The organism is Candidatus Berkiella aquae, from assembly GCF_001431295.2.
Lineage (GTDB): Bacteria > Pseudomonadota > Gammaproteobacteria > Berkiellales > Berkiellaceae > Berkiella > Berkiella aquae.
The window spans coordinates 1,190,147-1,215,436 of record NZ_LKAJ02000001.1 but is presented as its reverse complement, the minus strand read 5'-3'; the positions used below and the strand labels follow the sequence as shown (position 1 = coordinate 1,215,436).

Here is a 25,290-nt window from a genome sequence, read left to right as displayed (position 1 = left end):
ACTGTATGAATCTTTCTGGTAATTTATTGAATTATGTTTGGCTAGGTATTGGTATTTTTGCCTTGTTATATCTTGTTTTAATTTTTAATAACTTGGTAACATTGAAAAACAATGTCAAAAAGTCCTGGGCCAATATTGATGTACTGCTAAAGCAAAGGCATGATGAATTACCTAAACTCGTTGAAACTTGCAAGCAGTATATGGCCTATGAACGCCCAACGCTCGAAAAAATCACCGAGCTTCGAGCAAAAGCAATGCAAGCGCGTGAACAAGGTGATATTAATACGCTGGGTAAAGTAGAAGGTTTACTTAAGGGTTCTTTGGGGAATCTATTTGCTTTGGCAGAAAACTACCCCGAACTCAAAGCGAATCAAACCTTTGCACATCTGCAAACCCGCATCTCCGGTTTAGAGAACTCCATTGCCGATCGTCGTGAGCTTTATAATGACAGTGTCACTCTCAATAATATCCGCATTGAACAAATCCCTGATATTCTTGTCGCTAAACTATTTGGTTTTAAGCATTTCGTTCCATTAGAATATTCAGCCAGTGAAACGGCTGATGTTGACGTAAATCAACTATTTTCAAAGTAATAGACATTATGAGTGTGAAATATCATCTACAGCAAAGCTATCAAGACCTAAGTGCTTTTCGCATGATCCCGGCAGAAGCGTTTTGGACACTCATTGGCCTATTTGCGCTGTTTATTCTTTATTTTATGCGTCAATCTTATAAAAGCATTATCAAAGCGCGTACTCTTGAAGATACGCCAACTGCCAAAATACGCTCAGCAGCACAAGGTTACGTTGAATTATCAGGCACTCAGCATACGCTAAAAGGGTTAACAACTTATACTCGATTAAGTCGCTCCCCATGCACCTGGTACCGTTATACGATTGAATTTTATGATAATACCGCTTGGCGAATGATTGAAAATGGTGATAGCACCGGGTTGTTTTTACTGCAAGATGAAACGGGTATTTGTGTTGTTGATCCTAAAGGGGCAGATATTACAACAGCCTGCGTGGATCATTGGCTCGGTTATAGTCGTTATCCGCAAGGTAAACCCAAATCTTGGCTAGGAAGACTCTTTAACTCTTTTGGCAAATATCGTTATACCGAGTGGACCATGCATGAAGAGATGCCTTTATACGCGATTGGCAATTTTCATAGTTACGATAGCCAGTCATTTGCTCATTTATATCCCGATGCTTACCAAGCCCTCTCACAAATCAAACATACATTTGATGGCAATACCGCTATCCATCTGTTGAGTCAAAATGGCTTAGGAAAGCGTAACCCTTTTGTGCTTTCCGCGCTTGACCAAAAAAAGAATATTCGTAAATATCGCATTGACGCTTTTTTTTGGTTTTTAGCTTATTTGAGTTTACTGGTGGGTGCTTGTTGGTTGTTAGTCGTTCGCTTTCATTAGCTTCAAAAACATCTTTTTGCGTTGTTCCTATGTTGCAGGTTCTTTTGGGATAAGGTTCTAAATATTAATAAATAACAATCCTGTGACAATTAACGCTTGTAGTTCCATTAATTTTTTCGCATAAAACGTATTGGGTGAGAATTTTGCTAATTCATGATCTAAAACGGCCATGAGTTGAGAATAATGATTTTTGGGGTCATTCAAAAATTTTTCAAGCTGATTACTGACCCTAGCCCAACTACGATAACACTTAAAATAATGGGATTTGCCAAGTGTGAAGAAGAACCAGTTGCTACCATAATTACTGAGGTAGTGATGAACTTCATGCCTAATATTTCTCAAATGCTCATGACTTTGTGTTAGCTTGTCGTACGCTTCGACAAAGCTCAAATCATAGGTGATACTCTGTAGGCCCATAAGAACCTTCCTTATCTATCGCACACTGCGTGTAAATACTTAAAAATCAGTGCATATATAGATCTAGCCTAATGAGATATTTTATCATCAATTTATGTGTTTGTTAACTAAACTTTTGTACAATAAGCATTTTCATGCTAACTAACTGAAAATTATCGTTTTTTTATAAGACAAACCATATTAGAATGGATTGAATTTTCAAGGAGTTGAAAAAATGATGACCACCAGTGCAACCAGCATGACAGCAGAACGTATTCTAGAAGATGAATACAATAAAACCCCTTATCAAAGTTTTCCTTTTAGCCACACCCACCCTACCCATTTATTTACCTTGGCAACTTTATTTGGCTTAAAACCAAAACCGGTTGAAAAAGCACGGATCCTTGAAATTGGTTGTGCCAGTGGAGGCAACCTTATTCCAATTGGTTATCATTTTCCTACAAGCGAATGCCTGGGTATCGATATTTCAGAAAAACAAATTGATGATGGTATTAAACAGCTTGTTGATATGGATATTAAAAATGTCACGCTTCGCCATCAATCTTTATTGGAATTTGACACTAAAGATGGCAAATTTGATTATATTATTTGTCATGGCGTTTATTCCTGGGTTGATAATGAAGCACGACGAAAGATCTTACAAATTTGCCATGATAATCTCAGTAAAAATGGTATTGCTTACATCAGCTATAATACCTTCCCGGGTTGGAATATGGTCAATAGTGTCAGAGCTCTCATGATGTGGCACACTAAAAATATTGCCAATCCAGCAGAGAAAGCATCACAAGCACGATCGGTGCTTAAATTCATCGGTGATGGCTTACAAGAAGATAAATCACCATACGCTACTTTTTTACGCAACGAGATTCAATTACTCTCCATGCATGCAGACAGTTATTTGTTACACGAACACTTATCCTCTTATAATGATCCGGTCTATTTTCATCAATTTATGGATCAAGCAAACCAAGCAAAATTATCTTACCTTGCAGATGCTTTTCTATCACTGATGTTTACTGAAAATTTACCGCCTCAATTTGCAAGCGAACTCAAGAAAATAAACAATATTGTCACAACCGGACAATATATGGATTTTATTCGCAATCAACGTTTTCGTTGCACTTTGCTGTGTCATCAAGAACAACAAATTAATCGTTCTCTTAAAACCGTTGATATTGAAAATTTCTATTTACAGTTTACAGGAAAAACAGATCGGCTTAATTTAAGTGAAAGAGACGTCGGTCAAGATGATATTAGTTTTTCAAATGCGGCTGTCACGCTTAAGTTACGTAATTCTTTATCACAACTTGCCATGGTTATTCTTTATCAAGAACAATTTAAGCCAATGCATTATAAAGAATTATGTGAGCAAATGATGCTTCGTAGTTCAACCAAAGATTTAGCATTCATTAAACATCATTTAAATGAAGAATTAAATCTCATGCGAACCGTTTTAGCGGGTTTAATTAATATTTCAAGTTATCCTGGTGATTATCAGCTAACACTCACTGAAAAGCCAACCGCATGCCCTTATGCACGCTATCAAGCAACCTTTCAACAATTTGCCACGAATCGCCGTCATCAAGCGATACGTTTAGATCCATTAGGTAAAAGTTTATTACCTCTTTTAGATGGGACCCATGCCCTGCCCGATCTTATCAATCATGCCTTTTCTGAAGTCAAAGCAGGTCGCTTGAATTTGCTTGATAAAGACAAAAGACCTATCACCGATGAAGAACTGGTTAGACAACAGCTTAAAATGGCTTGTGAGAATGTTTTAAATAATTTTGCTAAACAAGCTTTGCTGGTTTAGTTTTTTGACACCGTCATTGCGAGTCGCCACGCTCGCAATGACTGCTCAAACCTCGCGGTTTACTCCTGCTTCAACCACTCTGACCAGCTTTTCTTTGGAAATCCTTCCGGATCGGCTGCATAGCGATAAAAATCTTCAAGAAAAGCTTTACGCTCTAACGCAGGTTCTCGTTTCCATAAGGATTCTGGCTTGTTCGATATATGAAGGAAATTGGAACCACCTAACATTTTTTGCCGTAATAAAATCTCGTCTAAGGGTACTGTTTTGGCATTTTTGAGCATATCGTAAATCACCATAAAACTAGTACTTCTTCCTTTACCTGCTCGGCAATGAATGTAAAGCCAAGTATTTGGCTTCAGCGATTTAACGAGATTGATAAATTGATCCACGGTTTCATCATCAGGACGAAAATGATCTTGTACAACAAAGCGCGAATAACCAAGCTTCAATTGATGTGCCAATGTCTCTTCTGTCTCTAGATTTGAAATAACTACCTCAACCGGCTGAGTCTCTTGAATAACGCCCATTTTTTTGTTTGTGATACGTTGTACCCAAAGCGGATTTTCTGCTTTTAAATCCCCAATCATTTTCGCTTCTTTTTGCAAAATTTCGGTCGCAGACAAACCCAAGTTTGTCGAATTATGTGGGGCAAACCAGCTAATAGGTAATCCATTGACAAAACCATGAGATTCACGACGCAAATCGACTATCCATACATTCCCTTGAAGTTTTGGCAAAGCATTCTTTAACGTTCTCTCAGAAAACTGTGCACTCGCAACCGCTTGTAATTCATATAAGCCAAGCCGAGAAGGAAGCATTTGAATTTCTTGATTAGGTAAGAAAGGATCTCTTGTTGTGCGAAAATTTCTTGGAATTTCATAGGATGAGTCTTCATCAAATACTAACATGGATTTCCCTTGTGCCAGATGAGCTACGCTAACCAATAATAGGCCCATAACTACGTAAATGATTTTTTTAAAGAATTTGATCATAGGTCATTGGCCGCTTCATTCTCACATTACTTTCATTTTAGCAGTTAGGCGTATCGAGAGTAACCTTTTTAACTAAAGTAGTTTTGTTAGCGAGGTAAATTTGAATCTATGTTGCAAAATTAACATTTACTTTAAGATCTGTTTTATTTCTAAGCAAAAGAATATAGGAAGCCCTTCCTAAGATAGGCGCAAATGTTGATTAATTGGCGATAAATTCATTATTTCAAAAACACAAAACCAATATGGCTGAATATTTCAGGAAAGCAAACTACAACAATTGATTGTTTATTATAAAACCAGTAGCATGCGTTTTTTTTATGCCAACGTGAATATTTTTTGGAAGTACCAGCGAGTTTAGATTCTGAATATGAGTGAACTATCAGCACGTTATCAAGAAATCCTCCTTGACCATGGCCAACATCCCCGGCATTTTGGAGAACTGAAAAATCCAACACATGCCGCGTTTGGCTCCAATCCCTTATGTGAAGATGACATTAAGATCTACTTGATACTCACAGGCCAAGCGATTAAAGCCATCCAGTTTACAGGTTCTGGTTGCCATCTATGCATCGCTTCAGCTTCTTTGCTTACTGAACACTTACAAAATAAAACGGTATTAGAAGCGCAAGATTGCTTTGCGGCCTTTTTACAACTCCTTGAAAACAATGTGACCAGCGAAACTTCTGCTTTAGGTAAATTAACCCTCTTTAAGCATATTCATCATTTACCTTTAAAGGTAAAATGCGCCACATTACCTTGGCAGCTATTGAAAGTTGCCTTAATCAAAGAACCGCAAGAAGAGAATTCTTATGTCAGAATGGTTTGATTTTACCACTAAAGAAGCCTGCCAACCTGGACACCCCATCGTTAAAGCCATTAATGGACACCCCATTGCACTCTTTAATCTCAATGGAGAGTATTATGCCATTGAAGATAGCTGCCCCCATCAAGGCTTACCCTTAAGTGACGGTCCAGTTCTTGGGAATGAAATCATCTGCCCTTACCATGGTGCGCGATTCTGCATAAAAACCGGCGAAGTGACTGCTCCGCCTGCCTATGAAGATTTACCCACATTTGAAGTGAGGATCATAGAAGGAATGATTCAAGTAAAAGTATGAATCCCCCTAATGTTAGCTAGCATTCAATAATGAGAACCCACGTTATTTGCCAGGTTTCGGTTTAGCAGGCGGTGCATAATGTTTTACCTCATAAGTGGCAACACCATTTTTAGTATTCACGATACTACCATACAGAAAAGCGATAGCTCCTTGTTCATTTCGTTGTGCAAGCGTTGGAAATAAACGTTTTTTAGTGCTCAATACTTTTCCAACCAAAACTTGTCGCTCTCCCACTTTCATCCATTTAAAACCTTCTTCACCACACGGTGGAACAATTTTAGGCTCAGAGATTAAACTATCAAATAGATATTGATTATCGTGCCGACGATTGGATGCTTCGATTTTACCTTTGACAACGTAAAACACACGTTGACTATCACCCCGCATTCGGCATTCCTGAAAGGCATGCATGCCAAATAACGTACGACTAAACCCATATTTTTCTGCATCACACCTTGGAGCTTGAGTCACTTTGAGAGCAACCTGCTGTCTTTTTTGTGGCTTGCCGCGAGTTTTACGTTTAATAGAAGCTTTTTTAGCGCTGCTAGGTGCTACGGTATCGGTTGAACAAGATGGGATTGATGCCGTATGAGAAGATGAACAAACGGGTAATAGCTCATCTATCGTTAAAGCTTCAATACGGCTTTGCAGTTCCACAATTGGATTTTCAAATGGTCGATTTAGGCGCGTTTGATGCTCTTTTTCCAGCTTGTTTATTGCTCCAATTATCTTTGCCAAGTTTTTAACGCTTACTGATGACAACTTGTGCACTATCAATTTTTCAGGTGCAAAATCAAAAGCAAATTTTCCAGCCAACTGCTTCAATCGAGTGATATACTCTGGCGACCATTCAGGAATAGCTACTGCGATTACCACATGATAATCAGCCGCCATCATCATGCGTTTACTCATTTGTTCTGAGGGCTCTAGCTGGATGGAAGAACTTCGCGTAAGGGTTTCTAAGTATTGCGTCATTTGATCAATATGATCTGCAATTAAATTATCTATCTTTAAATTCAAACCCTGTGTTTCATTAATATTAAACGCTTCTTTGTACCAGGTTATTGCGTCGGAATATTGTCGTTGCTTTGCAAGCTTATTGGCTAGAACTACGCAAAAATCACTGTAGATTCCTGCATTCCTTATGCATTTTTCTCGCTCTAAGCATAGAATCTTTGCAGCTGATACCAAATCATTTATATCTAAATATACTGTCACCATACAATAAATATCGGATAGATATAGACCTTTGTATTGTTCGGTCTGTATAGCATCTACCAAAGAAAATTTCTCTTGTAAATGAAATACCGTTTTTTCTCTTTGATAAACTAATAAATATAAATTTGCAATCTGAGAATGTAAAGTTGCCAATTGAAATCTAAGAATATCTTTAATATCGTTTCCATAGGCATTAATTCTTGTCACTTCATTTAAAACATCACTGATAAAATCAATTAATGGTTTAAATACCCCTTCAAATTGAGTGTTAGCACTCTCATGATCAAATAGCTCATAACAATAAGCAATAAGATCTGAAACCTGCGGTATATCTTCAACCGTACCACCCACGAATGTAAGCAAGATTGCTTTTTTGATTTTAATGGGTTTCGAGCTTTCTAATAGTTGGAAGCATTTTGCTTTATGTTTCGTTACATATTCTACAACCGCTAAGCCAAGCTGTTTCAAGGTCTGGCTAATCATTTCAGGAGGTGGCGATGGCTTTGCATTTAAACTTGCAGCACAATCATCTACGGTTCTTTTAAGATCTTCGTCAAGCCTAACACCGGGTGGTAACAATTGTGTATTTAACATCCCAAACCTACATTAACATTAAAAAGCTGACCTCATATTAGTTATTTAACCATATACTGTCTATTGGTGTTTTTTCTTAGATTGTGTAGAAGAAATTTATTTATTGGCTTTAACCATGCAATAAAATGAAATAATACGAGTACCTACATCTATTCTCTTAAACCTTTGACTGTCCTATAAATCTTTGGCTGTCCTATGAATCTTTGGCTGTCCTATGAATCTTTGGCTGTCCTATGAATCTTTGGCTGTCCTATGAATCTTTGGCTGTCCTATGAATCTTTGGCTGTCCTATGAATCTTTGGCTGTCCTATGAATCTTTGGCTGTCCTATGAATCTTTGGCTGTCCCATGAATCTCTATGGATCTTAATTTTGGATGTCCTGAGAATTCTTTTATAATTGAGGCCACTTCATTTAAGAATAATAAACAATTTTACCAAATTTAGTTAATTAACTAAATAATATATTTTACGAATTTATTTATAAATTGTTTGATCGTCGATCTGCAAAGTGATAATGTTAGCGAACTTTCATTTGCAATAAAACTGAATAATTTTAGGACGAGCTATGCTACAACAATCCTTTACACCACTTTATAACAAAACTACCGCACCATTTGTTGAAGCACCTCAAGTCACCGTTAAATATCCAGCACTCTATCGCGTCAGCAAAGGCAATCAGGTACATCATCTGTTAGGCCATATACATGCGATTCCCTTAGCCTTTATGCCAGAATATGTATTGCAAATCATTCAACACAGCCAGTGTTTATTAACCGAAGGTTTTGCGATACTTCCACCAGAATTTTTCACAAAGATGATCAGCGAGAATCCATGTTATGGATCATATACTTTTTCCTTTACCTATAAGTTAAAAGAAGAAGTTAAGACTCGGTTTACAAAAGATATCCTTGAACTGCTTGAAGTTTTTACCAATACCGATCATCAGCACCTTCAGCTTGAGAATCTATCTTTACCCCTTTTAGAAACTTTTTTTAAAATGTTTATTGAAAACAGAATAAATCCTGAACAATTAATCATTGACACAGCGCTTGTTCAACTTTTTAAAAATCAAGCAAAGCGTATCATTGAATTAAATGACCCCAGTAAAGAAGGATATGTAAACTATTGTAAAATCAACGAACAAGAACTACAAAATCATATTCAACGCCAAGGCAATGAAATACATCACTTAACTCTCAAGTTATCCTCGCTTGCAGAAACAATCAATAAACATTATAGCAATACTGAACAATGCCTTCTTTTACAAAATGAGACTGTTAAACAATTTCTCGAAACAGACATAGAAAAAGAAGGGGTGACACTTGATACAGACTTTCTCGAGCAAGTTAAAACAGAAAACCAACTTTGGTTAAAAGTTTTTCTTAACCAACACAATCAAGGAACTAACAATATGCTTTTAGCTTGTGGTTACAATCATCTGCTCATACCGGAACAAGGGCTGCTCCAATTACTGGCAGAAGAAGGATTTTCTATCGAGAGAGTTTGTGATCCACAATTAGAAAACAAGCATACTGTTAAGCTCAGAACTGTTGTCTAACCTCTTTAATAAAGTGAGCATTTCATTTGCTCACTTTATTAACAAAAACAGATGGCGTTGCGCTTTTATCATTATCAGGTTCCACTTTTTCCGGTTCAACCTTTTCAGGTTCAACTTTTTCCTGCTCAACTTTAATGGGCATCTCATCTAAATTAGCTTTTTGCCTATCATGCGAATGGGTTAAAGGACGTTTACGTTTCTTGACTTCTTTCACTTCTACCTGCGTTCCTTCTATTTCGATATTTTCTTCTTTACTACTCATGACAGGGCCATGTATCTCTTTACCCACAAATTTTGCTAAATACGGTTTTACTTTTTCTTCGGTCAAAACCTTACGCTCTACCAATGTTTTTAATAAAGATTGCATGAGAAAGAAATTTTTTGCGGTAATCTCAGCACCATCTAATTTATTGACTAATTCCAATATTTTAGCAGGTGCCGTCAACATGCTCCAAGTTTGCATGTTTTCTAGAATTTTTAGCCACTCTACTGAGGGGGTGGTTTCATTTTGATATACCGCTAATATTTTATCTAACGTTGCTGTCATCAATGTTTCAATAGGGTTACTCCAAAGTGATGATGTATTGACTTTATGTAAATGTATGAATGCTTGAGTGAAACTATCCACTAATTTCCATTCTCCATTTAAAACAGCAAAATCAAGGCACTGAGCTAAATCCCCATGATAAGCAAGATCGGCACTTTTTGCCTTTAGGACTTCTTGTGAAAGCAATTTATCAAAAAATGCTACCCTTAAAGCTTTCTCTTCACAAATCAGTTCTAAGGGTCTTACTCCTTCATTATTCGGCATATTTAATGAGGCTACACCCAATAAATCAAGAATGGTTATATTTTTCTGCATGGCAAAATTATTAAGTTTTTCAAGAATCACATCCGCATCTGGTCGCTCTAAGAGCAAATGCAGTGGCGTATTACCCTGGCTGTCAACATAAAACTTGGGTTCTATTTTTAACTCCGCGTCTGGGCCACCTGTTATTCGCTTAAAATCAGGAGTTTTATATCTTGTTTCTGTCAATAAGTAACTTTCAATCTCATTCCAAGTACCCGTTTCAAACACATGATGCGCAGCAATTTTTTGTTGGCTATCAATTTGTACCCGTGTTAATCCTGCTTTGCCATACTTTGTTTTGGTAACTTCATCACAAATAGCAACAAAACTTGCTTTGTTTGGCTGCTTAGCCGCAAAAGTAAAGACTGAACCTTCAGGACCGGCTAAGTTCATAAAATTGTTATTAGAGTTCTGATACAAGAACAATGCAATATCGGCTCTGCCTGCTTCAACCGCTAACCATATCAAATTTTTACCGTTAAACTTCTTGTTTTCAGCGATCAATTGTTTAATTAATGCCAAATTATTCGTAGCAATCTGCTTAAACGCTTCAATATTTTGTGAGGTCCCTTCTGATAAAATAGCTTTGAGCAATTTTTGTTCTTCTTTTGAAGGCATCGGATCGCTCGTGCTAATATCTAAAGCGATTGTTTTGATTTTATCGTTATTTTGCTCTTGAGCAAATTGAAACAAAATTGTCTGCTCATTAACATAATTAACTTCCGCTTCAACCAGTTTTTGGCGAACCTCGACATCTAATATCAATTCCTTCATTGAATCACTTAAATATTCACTCTTGCTTAGCCGAGTTAAGAACTGCATGACTTCTTCTTCTGATTTAGGGAAAGGATACCCCTGTGTGCAATGGATTGCCATAGTCGCCAAAATAGCCGAGATCCATTTATCTTTTTCAAAACTTTGTCCCGAACCCGTAGCATAAGAATATATCCTGCTGGTAAACAATTGACTCTTTGATTTTTCTAGTTGCTTTGCGTTAAACAATCCCTCTATTTCATGAACAACGCTAAGGCACACAGGCATAAAGAACAATTCACCGGGCGCTTTTAATCTAATAATATCTTCAAATGTCTTATTCATTAGTTTACAGACGGTAAGATCATTGGGGTAAGACTGTATCATTATTTTGAAAAAGCTATTCAGCAATTCACTATTTTCAGGATTGCTTAATAAGGCTGCATAGACAATACCATTCATGCCATGCTCATCGACATAATCAAAATCAAAACAATTAGCAAAAGGCTCAAAGTTTGTTTCGCGCAATTTTCGCATCATAAATAAAAACATTTCATTGCCAGCGATTGAGTCTTCTGCAAGCAGATGCCAAATTGATTTTCCTTGATATTGCAATATACCCTCATCATCTAGCATTTTTCTTGATAAGGCATCTTTTTGCGATACATTATCTTTACTTTTATATTTGGGCAAAAATACATTTTCAAACCAAAATTGAAATTTTTCATACTCATGTGCTTTTAAGCAATCTGCCGCTTTGGTCACGTTCATATTAGCATTGAGTTTGGTACTTTTTTCTATAAATCCTTCTTGTGCTTTTTCAATATGTAGAGCAGTCTGTTTGCTACCCACTGCAATTTGCGTTAAAGCATCCACTTTATTAAATTTGCTTTTAATCTTTTGCTTTTCAGCTTCATTTTGTGCAACAACTAATGCTTGTTCTTTCAAAGTCATGATAAGTTCTTGCTGCTTCACTGCTTCTTTATTAATTGACACGATGGCTTTAGAGGGTGAAGGCGTCACCGTTTTTTTAACAACCATTTGCCCTTGTTTCACGGGAGCAATGACTAATTGATCTTCTTCAATTTCAGCTTTACCATCATTTTCTTCACTTTTCTTTACAGCTTTATTTTCAGGTTCTTTTTGCGCCCCCTCAATTAAGAGCGTTGTCTCAAACATTTTACTGGAGACTGTTGATGGAAGTAATTTGATTTCAGGCGCTTCTTGAAATTGCAACAACAACTGTTGATCTTGGGAAAGTGTTTTCATGCCATTAGCAAGCATATTAATTGCATTTCTGATTTTATTGGCATGAATTTTATCTTCATGTTCAACCAGCAACATCATGGCTGCCAGATCATGTTTAAGATGTTCTTCAAGATTCAGTCCGTTTGCTGCATTGACTTGCAGTTCAGCTCTATCAGCCCCCCAATTGTCGTGTTTATAGAGATTCGCAATTTCTTTAGCATCTCCTCTTAGCATTTGATAATTACGATAAAAATGCATATAGAGTTGTTTTAATTCATCTCTATTTTCTGGTTCACCGTAGAGTAATTTAACATGTAAATCAAATAAGAGGTTCACGTAAGCATACGCAATAATGTCGGCCCCTTTTTCACCCCATTTTGCTCGCATTCGATCCGTTGGTTCATATTTGGGGTTAAGGCCTGCCATTTCAACCGGATCTTTAAAGTATTCAGCACTAATTTTGTTAGTCTCACCCCATATAAAGGTGACCGTCATTTCCTTCAATTCAGCGATTTTTTCTTTCGCTTGAGAACCAAGCTCTGGCGACATAAAACCCAAAATACCGCCTAGTAAACCACCTCCTAGCATACCCGCCGTTGCCGTTACCGGTGAGAAAATGCCCATACCGGTCACGGCCCCTCCTATACCACCAGCCCCCCCGGCCGCGACTAAACCTGCCATACCTCGTTTGCAGCGATCGGCAAAGGTTTGGGTTGATATCCATTGCAACCAGCCTAATTCAGTCCCTTTTTCTGCCTGCGTTAAGATATAATTCAAATCTTGCTTTGCGGCAGAACCTAGCATCTGTTTTATGCCTTTCACCACTTTATCATTTTCATTCACAGAATTTTTGACAATAAAATCTCCAATAATAATCGCAAGTTTTTGATTAGATTGCTGTTGAATTTCAATGGCTTTCTTCATTTCACCTTCATAATACTCCCTTAAACGTTCATATTCTTTTCCTTGCATTTGATCTCGAATGCCATATTCTTTTAAATTATCAGTTAATTCGCTATAGGCGGCAAATTGTTCACGATAATATGCCAATGCTATTTCATTTTTTTCTCTTGCTTGAAGTAAATCAACATGGTGTCTTAGTAAGTGTTGCATTTCATCTGTAACAGATTCTGGATATTTGAATTCATAGGCACCAAATGTTTCGCCCCTTAAAAATTCCTCCAATATGGGCTCCAGTGCTGACGCAATGATTTTTTCTTCATATTCATTTGAGTTTTTCGATATAGCCTGACTAATATCAAATTGCAATTGTGATGTTTCAATCTGATAAAGAACATAAGCTTTATGCATCGCTTTTTGCAGACCTTCATCTCCAGGATGAGTCATTGCCGCAATTTCTGCTCTTTTTAAATTAACCACATGTTCTACATGCAATAGCTTGAAACGTTCCGTATCTTTTTTTTCTAATTTTTCAAATACAGCTTTCATTTCCTCATTAAATTCTAAAGGAAATTCTTCCAAAATAATTTTTTTGGCCTTTAGCAGCCATTTATTGATAGCATCCTCTATTTCCCAAAGTGCATCATCTGAACCATACTCCACCTTGTCTTCAATATGCTCCTTAATTGTGTCTTTCAAAGATTCTATTTCTTCAGAATCAAATAACACTTTAATAATTCTTTGCAACTTTTCCAATGATTTTTTTGCTGCTTGCAGTTGTGCTTTTTTTCTCTTGAATTCTTGTAAATTTTTTACATCTTCTCCTGATGGAACTAATGAATCCACTTCACGAGCAGCTCTCATTTTCTTTCTTAATTCTTGCATTTCTAGTTCTAATTGCTCAATGTCAGCTTTCTCAGGCACATCAAACGGAACGATTGATTGCAACAATTCTTGCTTTATATCGTCATAATCATCCCTTAGATTATTCTTAAACTCACCATTTCCCTTTTTATTTTTATCAATTTTAATAAGGTCATTTAATATTGACCTCATACCTTCGGTATCATATTTAAACTTCATTTGCTTTGAGTTTGTTTTATTTTTTTCAGGGGAATATTGACCTGTGCCTAGCATTAGAATCACCTTAATATCAAATGAAATATTTATAACTATGACAAGTATAAAAGTTCAATAGTTCATGACACTATTTAATAGTGGATCAAAACGAGATGTTACAAGTAAAAGATTACGTAACTGCCGCAACAGCAGCTTGCTGCGCCACTTGCTCAAGCGTTGACTGCGTTACCGTATCAACCGCGGCAACAGGTGCAGATGCCGCATCTTGGGGAGATGAACTTGCACTTTGACTACTAGGCGCATGACTACTGGATGCATCATTAGCGGCTAATAATGTATCTACCTGTGAAGTACTTTGCAGTACATCTTCGGTTCGTAAAGCGACATCAGCAACCGCCCCTTTAGAGCCATCGGCATAGGTAAAAGAAGAGATACCATTGACAATATTGCCATTATCCATATGAACATTATTATCGGAAACTAAATCTATACTGCTAATCCCTAATTGATCTAGCGTATTATATTCGCCCTTATCGACGACACCATCGTGATTCTTATCTTCCCACACACCAAATTGATTCCATTTTGCATCATCGGCACTAAAAATTTTATCGTTATTACTATCAAAGCCTAAACGCAATGCTTCTAAGTCGGTTTTTGCTTCAGGGACGAAACTGGTTAAAATAAATTCACTTGCATTGGTGACGGTATGATCTTGGTTTTCATCATAAATCAGAAAACCATTACCCTCTCCAATCCATGAGGTTGCGCCTTTTTGACCATCCTGATTCATATCATAAGCAACCCCATCTTGCACAGAGGTAAGATTAATCCCATGACCCGTTAAATCTAGCACGACTGGTGCAGTGGCAGAAGATTCGTATATACCACTTTGATACCAAAAATAACTATTTCCCTCACAATCGGTAAAGTAAGAAGTGTCTTGTAAAAAATTAATGAAATTAGTCGCTGAAATTGGACCGAAATAAGCATTACTTTGCAAAATTTCGTTAACAAATCCAGCTTCATCAAAATGTAGGGTATAATTACAGTCACAATCTAAACTAGGTGCAAAAAAAGTAAAAATATCGGTTACGCTAGAACTACCCTGCTCATGACTATACGTCAACGTTAAGTAACTCTCTTTGAAAGAACCACTGCTTTCACTGCCTTCACTACTTTCAAACTCACAGTTGGTATAACTTAATGAGAATTCAAAGGTATTGGAAGTAATAGGCGAACCGGAGGTGCTCTGTCCAAACCACTCAACCGTCCCTTGATAGGTATAACTCTCACCGTCGAGTTCAGAAGTATAAACAACCGCACCTGAAGCGGAATGCGTTCCCTCTCCATCTGAAGTAAGCACAATTTGCACCACTTCATCTATCATGCAACAACATTCATTACTCCTTGGGGGTAACGATGGTGATTCTGTCGTCGTTACAGCCGTAATTAAAGTAGGCTCAATATGTACCGGGGGATATTCTACGGGAGGGATCCCTAAATCACGCGGCTGGTCTTGCACAATCGCACTATTATTATGATAAATACGAAACAGTTCTTGTGAACCGTCGTCGATTAAAAGCTCCGTGGTTAATTCAATTTTAACCACCTCTGAAGAAGAGCTTGTATCTGAGGCGCCCGATTCATTTACCGGCGGTTTTGCTTCCTCTGATGCTTGATTTGGCTCTTCTTGAATAGCAGGTTGTTCTTCCCCTTTAGCGGATTCCGCATCCTTGGGCCCATCTTTGGGAACGCCTTGCTCGTCGGCATTCGGCTCAACCGCTTTATGCGGAGAATGCCCTTCAGCTGCAACTTTAGTGGTGGGAACATCTGCATCAAATGATAATAAAGTGACTCTTTCTTCATGAGCGATATTTCCCTTACCCTCATTATTATTATTATTGTTATTGTTATTAAACATTGTCGGCCCCCACTTTTGTTATACTCTTTCTGAGTTCAGTGGATTCCCTTCATAAAATGCGTAAATACACATCCTGTCGATCACAAGGATCTAATTTGATGTTATCTTATCTAGTTAACTTTTTAAAGTATTTGATCAAACAGATGCTGACCTATAACGCAATGATGAATTGAAGATGGCACCAGCCATAAGCTGGTGCGAAAAATAAGATAGCAATTACTCTGTTAAGGACATAAGCGTTGCATTGCCACCCGATGCTGTTGTATTGATAGAGACGGTTCTTTCTGTTGCTAAGCGTTGCAAATAATGTGGACCACCCGCTTTGGGACCGGTGCCAGATAACCCTTCACCACCAAAAGGTTGCACACCAACGACTGCGCCAATCATATTACGATTAACATATAAATTACCGACTCGTACCCGATCTCGAATGTAATCAATCGTTTCATTGATGCGACTATGGATCCCCATCGTAAGACCAAAGCCTGTGCGATTGATTTGTGCAATCACCTCATCTAATTCATGACGTTGATAACGCACAACATGCAAAATAGGCCCAAAGACTTCTTCTGTTAATTTATCAAGACTGGAAATTTCAAATAATCTTGGCGCAACAAAAGTTCCTTTCTGACATTCTTCACTTAAGGGCACTTCAAACAGTAATTTTGCTTGATCTTTCATTTTGAGACTATGCGCCAAAAGTTGTTTTTGTGCTGATTCATCAATCACAGGTCCAACATCTGTTGCCAATACGCCAGGGTTACCAATCGCTAATTCCGCCATGGCACCTTGAATCATAGTTAACAATTTATCTGCAATTTCTTCTTGGACAAATAAAACTCGCAATGCAGAACAACGTTGGCCTGCGCTACGAAAAGCAGAAGTGATCACATCTTGAGTTACTTGTTCGCATAAAGCACTTGAATCCACTATCATGGCGTTTTGCCCGCCTGTTTCAGCAATAAAGGGCACAATAACACCATTGCGCGCCGCTAATTGCTGATTGATATTTCGAGCGGTTTCAGTTGAGCCAGTAAACACAACCCCTGCAATTCGTGCATCATTAATTAAGGCATTACCGACTAAAGCGCCACTGCCCGGAAGCAATTGCACAACGCCTTTAGGGATACCTGCTTGATGTAATAATTCAATTGCACGAGAAGCAATAAAAACGGTTTGACTTGCAGGTTTAGCAATCACGCAATTACCCGCAGCTAAAGCGGCACTCACCTGGCCTAAGAAAATGGCTAAGGGAAAGTTCCATGGACTAATACAAGCAATAATACCTCGACCATGTAAACTCAGCTGATTCACTTCACCAGTTGGACCAACCAGGGTTTGCGGTGTTTGAAAATGACATTTGGCTTGCAAGGCATAATAGTGGCAAAAATCAATGGCTTCTCGAACTTCGCTCACCGCATCATCCAGCGTTTTACCACCTTCAAACGTCAGTAAACTATAAAATTCGATAGCATGTTCTTCTAATAGATTAGCCATCGTTTCTAAATAACTAGCGCGCGTTTGTGCATCAATAAACTGCCACTGCATCAATGCTCGACTAGCACTTTGGAGCGTTTCTTCAATATCCGCGGGGTTAGCTAATACAACCGTCCCTAAATGATGCGTTCGTTCTATCGGCGAAGATCTTTCATTCAGATTTCGATGATTACCGGGTGCCATTGTCGTCGGTTTGGCTTGATAGACTTTGCCTCGATTCTGTGCAATTTTCTCAATTACCGGTAAAAAAGCTGATTCTCGATTTAAATCTAAACCATTAGAATTGGCACGGTTAGGTTGAAATAAATCTTTAGGTAAAGGAATACCAGGGTGCGGCTTGCTTGCTAATGCCGCTAATTTATCGACCGGATTAACAACCATCTCATCAATGGGTAATTTTTCATCGACAATGCGGTTAACAAAAGAGCTATTAGCGCCATTTTCTAATAAACGACGCACAAGATAAGCTAATAATTCTTCATGCGTTCCAACCGGCGCATAGACGCGACATGGTTTGGGATTTTCTTTATTCATGACGATTTCATCGTAAAGGGCATCACCCATACCATGCAAACATTGAAACTCGTAATCAGCAACGCCTTGCTGTTTCGCTAATTCATAAACAATCGAAAGTGATAAAGCATTGTGTGTAGCAAACTGTGGATAAATTACATCAGCAGCGGCGAGCATGCGTTTCGCACAAACAATATAGTTAACATCGGTTGCGACTTTACGAGTGAAAACAGGGTAACCACTTAACCCTTGGGTTTGCGCTAATTTGATTTCGGTATCCCAGTACGCCCCTTTTACTAAACGTACCATTAAATGCGCTTTTGCCTTGCGTGCTTTGATAATGAGCCAATCTAATACCGCAGGCGCTCGTTTTTGATAAGCCTGAACCGCCAATCCAAAACCTTGCCATTCACCCAGAATGCCACTATCAATCACTTCCCCAATCAACTCTAACGAAATCATTAACGTATGTGCTTCTTCTGCATCAATCGTTAAGCCAATATTGGCCGCTTTTGCTTGTAATACCAGCTCTTTTAATTTAGGTAACAGCTCGGCATGTAAACGTTCGCGTTTGGCAATCACATAGCGTGGATGTAAAGCAGATAATTTGACAGAAATACCAGGGCCTTGAATCGGGCCGCGGCCATTACTTGCTTCTGCGACGGCGCTTATCGCTTTTTGATAAGCTGCAAAGTATTTTTCAGCATCGGCTTGGGTATAAGCTGCTTCACCCAACATATCAAAGGAATATCGATAGCCTTTTTCTTCTTTGCGTTTGGCGCGTTTTAAGGCACCCTTAATGGTGCGCCCCATGACAAATTGGCGCCCCAGAATTTTCATCGCTTGGTTAATCGCTTGACGAACAATGGGTTCTCCCCCTTTGCTTGCTAAACGTTTTAAGACCTGTGTTAAGCTATTTTCATGAGTTTGGCGGGAAAATCTCGAAGGTACATCGATGATTTTGCCTGTCAGCATTAACGCCCAAGTTGCCGCATTAACAAATAAGGAATGACTTTTTCCTGCGTGCGATTGCCAATTTCCCTGTGCTAATTTATCTCGGATTAAGCTATCTACGGTCTCTTTATCGGGAATGCGTAATAAAGCTTCGGCTAAGCACATCAGTGCAATGCCTTCCTCACTGGAAAGATCGTACTGAAACATAAAAGCATCAATACCACTTTGTGATAACCGTTTCTGCCTAACGGTTTCGACCAGTTGACGTGCTTTGGTGTCAACTGCTTGAAAAAGCGTGGGATCAAGCACTGCTTCTTTTAAAATTTCTGCTACACATTCGGTTTCATCCATTCGATAACGTTTATCGATGGCTTGCATCTCTTTATTAACGACTAACATCTTAATTACCTGTGTTTTTAATTAATTGCCAAGCTTTATCAAATTGCTCTGTGATAGTGGTGTCTGGTGCTTTGTCTAACAAACTGCCAATAACCACGCCCAAGGTACCCAGCACAAATCCTGGAATAATTTCATATAAACTAAAGATCCCCGTTTTGATGGGGATAATTTTCCAAACGATCACGGTGACAGCGCCAAGCAAAATACCACAAATAGCCCCCTTGCGCGTCATTCGCCGCCAAAACAAAGCCCCAACGACGGAAGGACCAAACGAGGCACTCAACCCTGCCCAGGCAAAAGCAACCAGTTTAATGACCGAACTATCAGGATGCATTGCCATCAGTAACGCAATCGCAGCAATCACGATAATCCCCACACGCCCAACCCAAATCAATTCTTTTTGGCTCGCTTTTTTGCGAAACATACGATGATAGATATCTTCTGTCAGGGCACTGGTCGAGGCTAACATCTGTGAATCGATAGCACACATAATCGTTGATAAAATGGCCGCAAATAAAATACCGGCTAGCCAAGGTGAAAATAGCTGGTGAGAAAAGAGAATAAAGATAGATTCTGGATCAATATTGGTTTTTTCTGAAAAATAGGCAATTCCCACAAAGCCGGTGAGAACCGCTCCCACCATGGATAAACTCATCCACGACAAACAAATTCGTCTTGCTATCGGAATATCACGGGTTGTTTTCACCGCCATAAAACGTACCAGGATATGCGGGGTGCCCAAGTAACCTAACCCCCAAGCCATTAAGTTTAATAATAACTTGCCATCAAAATCGGTAAAGGGATTTAAACGATGCTCGCCATACTGAGCAATAGTACTTACCATTTTGTCCCAGCCACCAAATTCATGAGTGGCCACAAAGGGAACAACTAATAAGCAAATAAACATTAAAGTGCCCTGGAAAAAATCAGTCCAACTCACTGCTAAAAAGCCACCCACAAAGGTATAAGCAACAATGATCGTTGTCCCCAGTAATAGGGCTTGATCGAACGTAAGATTAAATCGCTCTAAGAGCATTGCCCCGCCCACTAAGCCAGAGGCGGTATAAAAGGCAAAGAAGAATAAAGTAACTAAGGCTAGTGATACCCGAATAATACCCGATTGATCAAAAAAGCGATTATCTAAGAAGGCAGGAACCGTTAAAGAGTCATTAGCCAGTTCTGAGAAAACCCGTAATGGCTTTGCGATGAAACGCCAGCTGACGAAAGCTCCAAGGGTTAACCCAATGGGTAACCAAATTTGATTTAAGCCAAAAACAAAAACCGCCCCCGGTAGCCCTAGAAGTAGCCAAGCACTCATATCAGAAGCGCCTGCGCTTAGTGCAGCAACGGGGCCTCCTAGCTGACGCCCCCCTAAAACAAAGTCAGAAAGATTACGAGTGATGCGATATGCAACGACTGCGACCATAACGACGAGAAAGAGATAGCTAGTAAAGGCTATAATTGTTGTTGTATTCATATCATAACATCACGTTTTTGTTGCATTTGTAATAATAACTGGCATTATACCCGCCTATATACTCCATAGGAAAGATGAAACCGTCCGTCATGAACAAAGCCGAAATGGGTAAGCATTCTTTTACGGATTCTGCGAAGGATACACAGCTTAAGGCTTCTGTGGCCGTTTTATTGTGTCTGTTTACCGCTTTTATATTTTACGGCGCTTTATACCCTTTTCATGATTGGCGCATTCCTGCCAGGCCAACACTCACTATTTTATTCTTCGATTGGCTGGAGCATATATTCCTATTTGATATCGTACAAAATTTATTGCTCTTTTTACCCTTTGGGTTATTTTTTGCTTGCCATCTATTGCTTAAGCAAACATCAAGCAGAACCGCTTTGTGGTTACCAACGATAGCTTCGTTTTGCATTAGCTTATCTGTTGAATTGCTGCAAACATTCAACCCCGTACGGATCCCTTCTTTGCTCGATCTAGCATTGAACGTCATTAGCGGTTTTTTGGGTGCCAGTATGGCGCACTGGTTCTTACGTTTTTACCCTTTTCTGCTGCGCCAAATCACCAACAGCATCGAGCATTTTGGCAGTAAACAAAACATATGGCCATTTATTGGGATGTTAACCTGGCTCGGTTTTGCTTTTTATCAAATTTATCCTTGCATCCCAACATTACACCCGCATCAATTATGGGAAGGGGTGTCACCTGTTTTTCAATTTTTTAAAGGGGATGTTCCCTTTTTCATCGATCGATTCTTTTTATATGCCTTACAAGGAACCATGTTATTTTTCTCTGCCAAGCTATTTTTAAAGCCCACCCATAGCTTTCCTGCCATGTTAGGTTTCATCACACTCATGTTTCTAGCTAAGATAGCCATTATTGGCCGTTATCTTACTATCGAGATGTTGGTTGGTTGTTACGGCTCCATTTGCTTATTGTGGGCTGCACAAAAAGTGATGGAATTCATCCCTCTGGCAGACAAAGAAGAAATCGAAGTTTGAAAGTAGTTGACTATATAATCAGCATTTTTTCTCGTTAACCTTAAAATTCCTGTCTCTATTATTTACTTCCCACCGTATCTGTATTAAGTATAAGTTATACATATTACATAGCTTGGTGGCGTGCATATGCCCAAATCTAAAAAAACAAAAAGGCGCAAGCGCGACGATGGGGTGCAGTTAACGGAACAATATATTGAGGAACAGAATCCTATTGAAGCATTTCATTTCTACATCAAGATGCTTCAACACCCTAAAAAATTTAAAGCACCACCTGAAGCATTGCATGTTTTTGTTCAAGAAAATATTAATCGCATCGAAGAGAATGTTTTCGTCGATATTATAAAAGGCTCTTCAACAGAGCCCGATAAAGTATATCTTCAACTCTATTATTTATCACAACTCAATGAAACTCTGAATTTACCCGATAAAATAAAAATGTTCTTGGTAGAAAATGTTGATCAAATAAGAGGAAGTTATTTTGATAATTCTAAACATTTCAACCCCAAAGACCCTCTTATTGAATCACTTACTTGGTACAGCCAGCTTAATCTGCCCAAAGGTACTTTGAATAAACCCCATTCCGCTTTAGCTGCTTTTTATGCTGACGCGCGAGATCCCCAATTACTTTCCCAAGTTAACAACCATGTTAGAGGATGTAGTTTTGTTGAACTACAATATTTTGAGTGGGTGGCACATGACTTTAATAAAACAGCAACACGGTTTGCAAAAAAAATCTCAAAAAAATCTGAAAATGAAATTCAAAAATTTAATGAAGATTTACAAGAATTCTTGACTCTGTCTTCTTCTGAGCAACCGTTTGTTACAGAAAAGCTGTCTGAATCAGACAAAGAATCTATGCTTAAAAATATTAAAGATGCCAGGGTCAATATAGCCAAAATCTACTTCCAAACAAAAGTAACTCTATATGACGAAAAAGACTGGCAATTATTCAATGACATTCAAATAATCAAAGCGCTTGATAATAGGAAAGAAATTCTCGAGAAAGCTATATTTGACATAAAAAATCTCAATCCCGATTATTTCAAAGATAAGAATAATTGGCTTGGTATCTTATTAAGCGAGGATAAAGAAGCAATAAAACAACTCAATGACTACGTATTGACCTTAGATGCAATTGATATGAGCTATTTAGCGAGGATGCATAACAAAATCATTGACAATAAGATTACAGATATTAATAAAAAAGAGCACAGAGCTGAACGGGTTAAATTTTTGCGACATGCAGCCTTGCGCGGTGACAGCTACGCGATTAGCAAGCTTCAATCTTTTTCTAAGCAAACTGCGCAAAAAAATGAAATCACCTTTGCTATTAATGATAGAGTTCGAGAGCTAGAAGCACATTTGTCATTTTTGTATATGGCAAGAAGTGCGACTGGACTTAATAAATTAAAGTATGTGGGCTCCACCGATGAAATTAACGATAAAATTAGACTGGTTAAAGAAACAAAAAAAGCGCTTTATCAATTAGGTGACGATTGGTTAGCAGAAGGTGCCGATCCCAACAAAATAGACGAAGTCAAACAAAAAGCCGATAATATTAGTCTTGAATCAAAAAACGATTTTAAAAGAAGACAAAAAAGATTTGATAAAACTAATACGCTTTATAGTGTATTATCATTGGGCATACCTCGCTTACATGGCAAAATAAAGAAAGTTATCGCCAACCAACTCGCTGATTCAAGTACGATGCAAAGTTCAGGCTATAAATATTGGGATAAAAATTACTTTGCGGTGATTGATGCGATGGATAATAACCCCAAAGCATGCAACCGATTAGAGAAAATAGAAAAAAAAGAGATAAAATCAGCTAAACAGCAAATCAAACAAGCAAAAAATAAAATAAAAGAAGCTGAAGCCGCTGTAGCTAAAGAAAGAAAAAGCCTATTAGGTAGAATAGGTATAAAAAGAACTGCGCAAAAAGAACTCGCCAAGGCAAAAAATGAATTAGCTTTTGCTGAAAAACTTAAATATCGCGCCAAAAGAAACAAAGAAAATATTGTTGAAAATTCATTTTTATCTGACAATTTTCCAGGGCTAGAAATAGAACAAAGAACGATACGTACTGATGATGGAGCTCATCTTGATGTTCTGGTTATTAATAACAAGCATGCTCAAGCAAAAAATCCAGGAAAAGTAAAAGATATCATTCATTTTTCTGGTCGAGGGTGCTTTTATAAGCTCGATGATCGGCATTTTCAACATGCTATGGCTAAAGGTTGCAATCTCATTGTCGTACAAGATAGATTAACCAGCTCTCGTAGCTATGCTGTCACATCATCTCAAGAAACGCTCGCACATGATGGCGCAATTGCGGTTAAAGCAGCAATCAAAATGCGCAAAAAAGAAGCTGAAAGTAAAGGAAAGCAATATGATAACGAGCAATTACCGATTATTAATGGTTACTGTGGTGGCGGACCGATTTCAGTGCTAACTTATGAACAACTGCAAAAAGAAGGTTATCATTTAAAATTTTTAGCCGATCGCACTTTTCATTCTTTAAGTGGCATGCTAGAAGGATGGTTTTCGGACGATTCTCGACTTGAACGATTCAAACGCTGGGGAACACAAAGACTTGCTAAACCCTTATTAGCATTATATGGATGGGATGTAGATGTAGCAGGAAAAATCGCAAATATACCTGAAGATAAAAGAATATATGTAGATGTTAATGCTCCAGATGATGAGCAAAATTTATATTACAAAGATGAAACCATTGATAAATCAGCAAGCATCCATACAGGTCTTGAAAAACAGCGTGCAATGAAGCTTGAACAACTTAACACTTACCAACAACGTATTGAACAGTTAAGGGAAGCAATTGCGAGACCTACCTTTGCAGGTAGCGAAAAAGATAGGGCAATGATTTTACGTTGCATAGAAGAACTGAATAAAACAATCGAGTATGTTAAAAGCTCGTACGATATTACACAAATCAAAGCAAAAGAAGACGATGCACATGTTGATGCAACGAAAAATTTCTTACTACGCGACAATACACCGCTAGATGACAGACTGTATGAGTTCATCAATAATCAATCTGAAGTCGGTCGTGATTTTTTTGCTGCAGGTAAATTTAACGATGGGGATCCTTTAAAAGCAGCATTTTATGACTTTTGGGTTGAATCAAGCAAAATGTTCGCTGATTTTTATGATAATGGCAAATTGAATGTAGAACTTAAACATGAGGATTATGATATTCGCTACCGCATTAATGCCCTTATTTACGCAATAAACCTTTATCAGTTTCGTAATACCCCCCAATATCAAGCTGCACAAAATAATGGCTTTACTTTAACGCCTAAAGCAACAAAAGAGTTTATTTCGCCTGAGTTACCTAAAGTGAAGTCTGATGTACAACCTAAAAGACAATCCTATGTACCTTCATATAAGGGAGAAAAAAATTCTTCTAGCATTTTAGTTAAAAAAGCGCCGCAGACAACACCCGTTTTAGAAGAAAAAAAGGAAGCAAGAAAATCTGGGCCAAGCACTCAATAAAAAGTGCTGCAGCACTCAATCGTCATGCTGCAGCAC

General features: G+C 38.2%; 15 protein-coding genes. 8 read left to right on the top strand and 7 right to left on the bottom strand.

The annotated features are described in order from the left end of the window. Nucleotides 1–5: 5 nt before the first annotated feature. Both HT99x_RS05630 and HT99x_RS05625 read left to right on the top strand, forming a co-directional pair. A complete protein-coding gene (locus HT99x_RS05630) occupies nucleotides 6–593 on the top strand; it encodes a LemA family protein (RefSeq protein ID WP_075066136.1) in 588 nt (195 codons plus the stop codon). Nucleotides 594–601: 8 nt separating this feature from the next. Then, complete coding sequence (locus HT99x_RS05625; protein ID WP_075066135.1) at nucleotides 602–1,432, top strand: GIDE domain-containing protein; 831 nt, start codon at nucleotides 602–604, stop codon at nucleotides 1,430–1,432. 57 nt (nucleotides 1,433–1,489) lie between these two features. Here the strand turns inward: HT99x_RS05625 and HT99x_RS05620 are convergent, their stop codons facing one another. Next, on the bottom strand, nucleotides 1,490–1,849 hold the full coding sequence (locus HT99x_RS05620) for a hypothetical protein (protein ID WP_075066134.1): 360 nt from the start codon (nucleotides 1,847–1,849) through the stop codon (nucleotides 1,490–1,492). 214 nt (nucleotides 1,850–2,063) lie between these two features. On the opposite strand from HT99x_RS05620, the gene HT99x_RS05615 reads away from it, so the two are divergent. Then, on the top strand, nucleotides 2,064–3,662 hold the full coding sequence (locus HT99x_RS05615; RefSeq protein ID WP_259565666.1) for a class I SAM-dependent methyltransferase: 1,599 nt from the start codon (nucleotides 2,064–2,066) through the stop codon (nucleotides 3,660–3,662). 59 nt (nucleotides 3,663–3,721) lie between these two features. Here the strand turns inward: HT99x_RS05615 and HT99x_RS05610 are convergent, their stop codons facing one another. After that, on the bottom strand, nucleotides 3,722–4,570 hold the full coding sequence (locus HT99x_RS05610) for a phosphatase domain-containing protein (RefSeq protein WP_158003377.1): 849 nt from the start codon (nucleotides 4,568–4,570) through the stop codon (nucleotides 3,722–3,724). A 451-nt stretch (nucleotides 4,571–5,021) separates the two neighbouring features. Here HT99x_RS05610 and sufU point away from each other — a divergent pair, with 451 nt between their 5' ends. Further along, nucleotides 5,022–5,480, top strand: a complete 459-nt coding sequence (sufU, locus tag HT99x_RS05605; RefSeq protein ID WP_075066131.1) for a Fe-S cluster assembly sulfur transfer protein SufU — start codon at nucleotides 5,022–5,024, stop codon at nucleotides 5,478–5,480. Further along, nucleotides 5,464–5,772, top strand: a complete 309-nt coding sequence (locus HT99x_RS05600) for a Rieske 2Fe-2S domain-containing protein (protein ID WP_075066130.1) — start codon at nucleotides 5,464–5,466, stop codon at nucleotides 5,770–5,772. The genes sufU and HT99x_RS05600 overlap by 17 nt, the downstream gene beginning before the upstream one ends. A gap of 42 nt (nucleotides 5,773–5,814) precedes the next feature. On the opposite strand, the gene HT99x_RS05595 is transcribed toward HT99x_RS05600, so the two are convergent. Then, nucleotides 5,815–7,584, bottom strand: a complete 1,770-nt coding sequence (locus tag HT99x_RS05595; protein ID WP_075066129.1) for a hypothetical protein — start codon at nucleotides 7,582–7,584, stop codon at nucleotides 5,815–5,817. 565 nt (nucleotides 7,585–8,149) lie between these two features. Between HT99x_RS05595 and HT99x_RS05590 the strand changes: the two genes are divergently transcribed. After that, nucleotides 8,150–9,142 carry a TraB/GumN family protein gene (locus HT99x_RS05590; RefSeq protein ID WP_075066128.1) on the top strand — a complete coding sequence of 331 codons (993 nt, stop codon included), beginning with the start codon at nucleotides 8,150–8,152 and terminating at the stop codon, nucleotides 9,140–9,142. Between the two features lie 22 nt (nucleotides 9,143–9,164). Here HT99x_RS05590 and HT99x_RS05585 read toward each other — a convergent pair whose 3' ends face one another. The 4 genes from HT99x_RS05585 to putP form a co-directional block, all read right to left on the bottom strand. Then, complete coding sequence (locus HT99x_RS05585) at nucleotides 9,165–14,030, bottom strand: hypothetical protein (RefSeq protein WP_075066127.1); 4,866 nt, start codon at nucleotides 14,028–14,030, stop codon at nucleotides 9,165–9,167. A gap of 112 nt (nucleotides 14,031–14,142) precedes the next feature. Then, nucleotides 14,143–15,897, bottom strand: a complete 1,755-nt coding sequence (locus HT99x_RS05580) for an SPM autocatalytic domain-containing protein (protein ID WP_075066126.1) — start codon at nucleotides 15,895–15,897, stop codon at nucleotides 14,143–14,145. Between the two features lie 216 nt (nucleotides 15,898–16,113). After that, the gene (putA, locus tag HT99x_RS05575) at nucleotides 16,114–19,260 is read right to left on the bottom strand and encodes a bifunctional proline dehydrogenase/L-glutamate gamma-semialdehyde dehydrogenase PutA (RefSeq protein WP_075066125.1); all 3,147 of its coding nucleotides are present in this window, start codon (nucleotides 19,258–19,260) and stop codon (nucleotides 16,114–16,116) included. 1 nt (nucleotide 19,261) lies between these two features. Further along, complete coding sequence (putP, locus tag HT99x_RS05570; protein WP_075066124.1) at nucleotides 19,262–20,737, bottom strand: sodium/proline symporter PutP; 1,476 nt, start codon at nucleotides 20,735–20,737, stop codon at nucleotides 19,262–19,264. A gap of 74 nt (nucleotides 20,738–20,811) precedes the next feature. Here putP and HT99x_RS05565 point away from each other — a divergent pair, with 74 nt between their 5' ends. Next, nucleotides 20,812–21,738 (top strand): VanZ family protein, encoded by a 927-nt coding sequence (locus HT99x_RS05565; RefSeq protein ID WP_083482851.1) that lies wholly within the window; start codon nucleotides 20,812–20,814, stop codon nucleotides 21,736–21,738. 126 nt (nucleotides 21,739–21,864) lie between these two features. Continuing rightward, nucleotides 21,865–25,254 (top strand): hypothetical protein, encoded by a 3,390-nt coding sequence (locus HT99x_RS05560; RefSeq protein ID WP_075066122.1) that lies wholly within the window; start codon nucleotides 21,865–21,867, stop codon nucleotides 25,252–25,254. Nucleotides 25,255–25,290 lie beyond the last annotated feature (36 nt).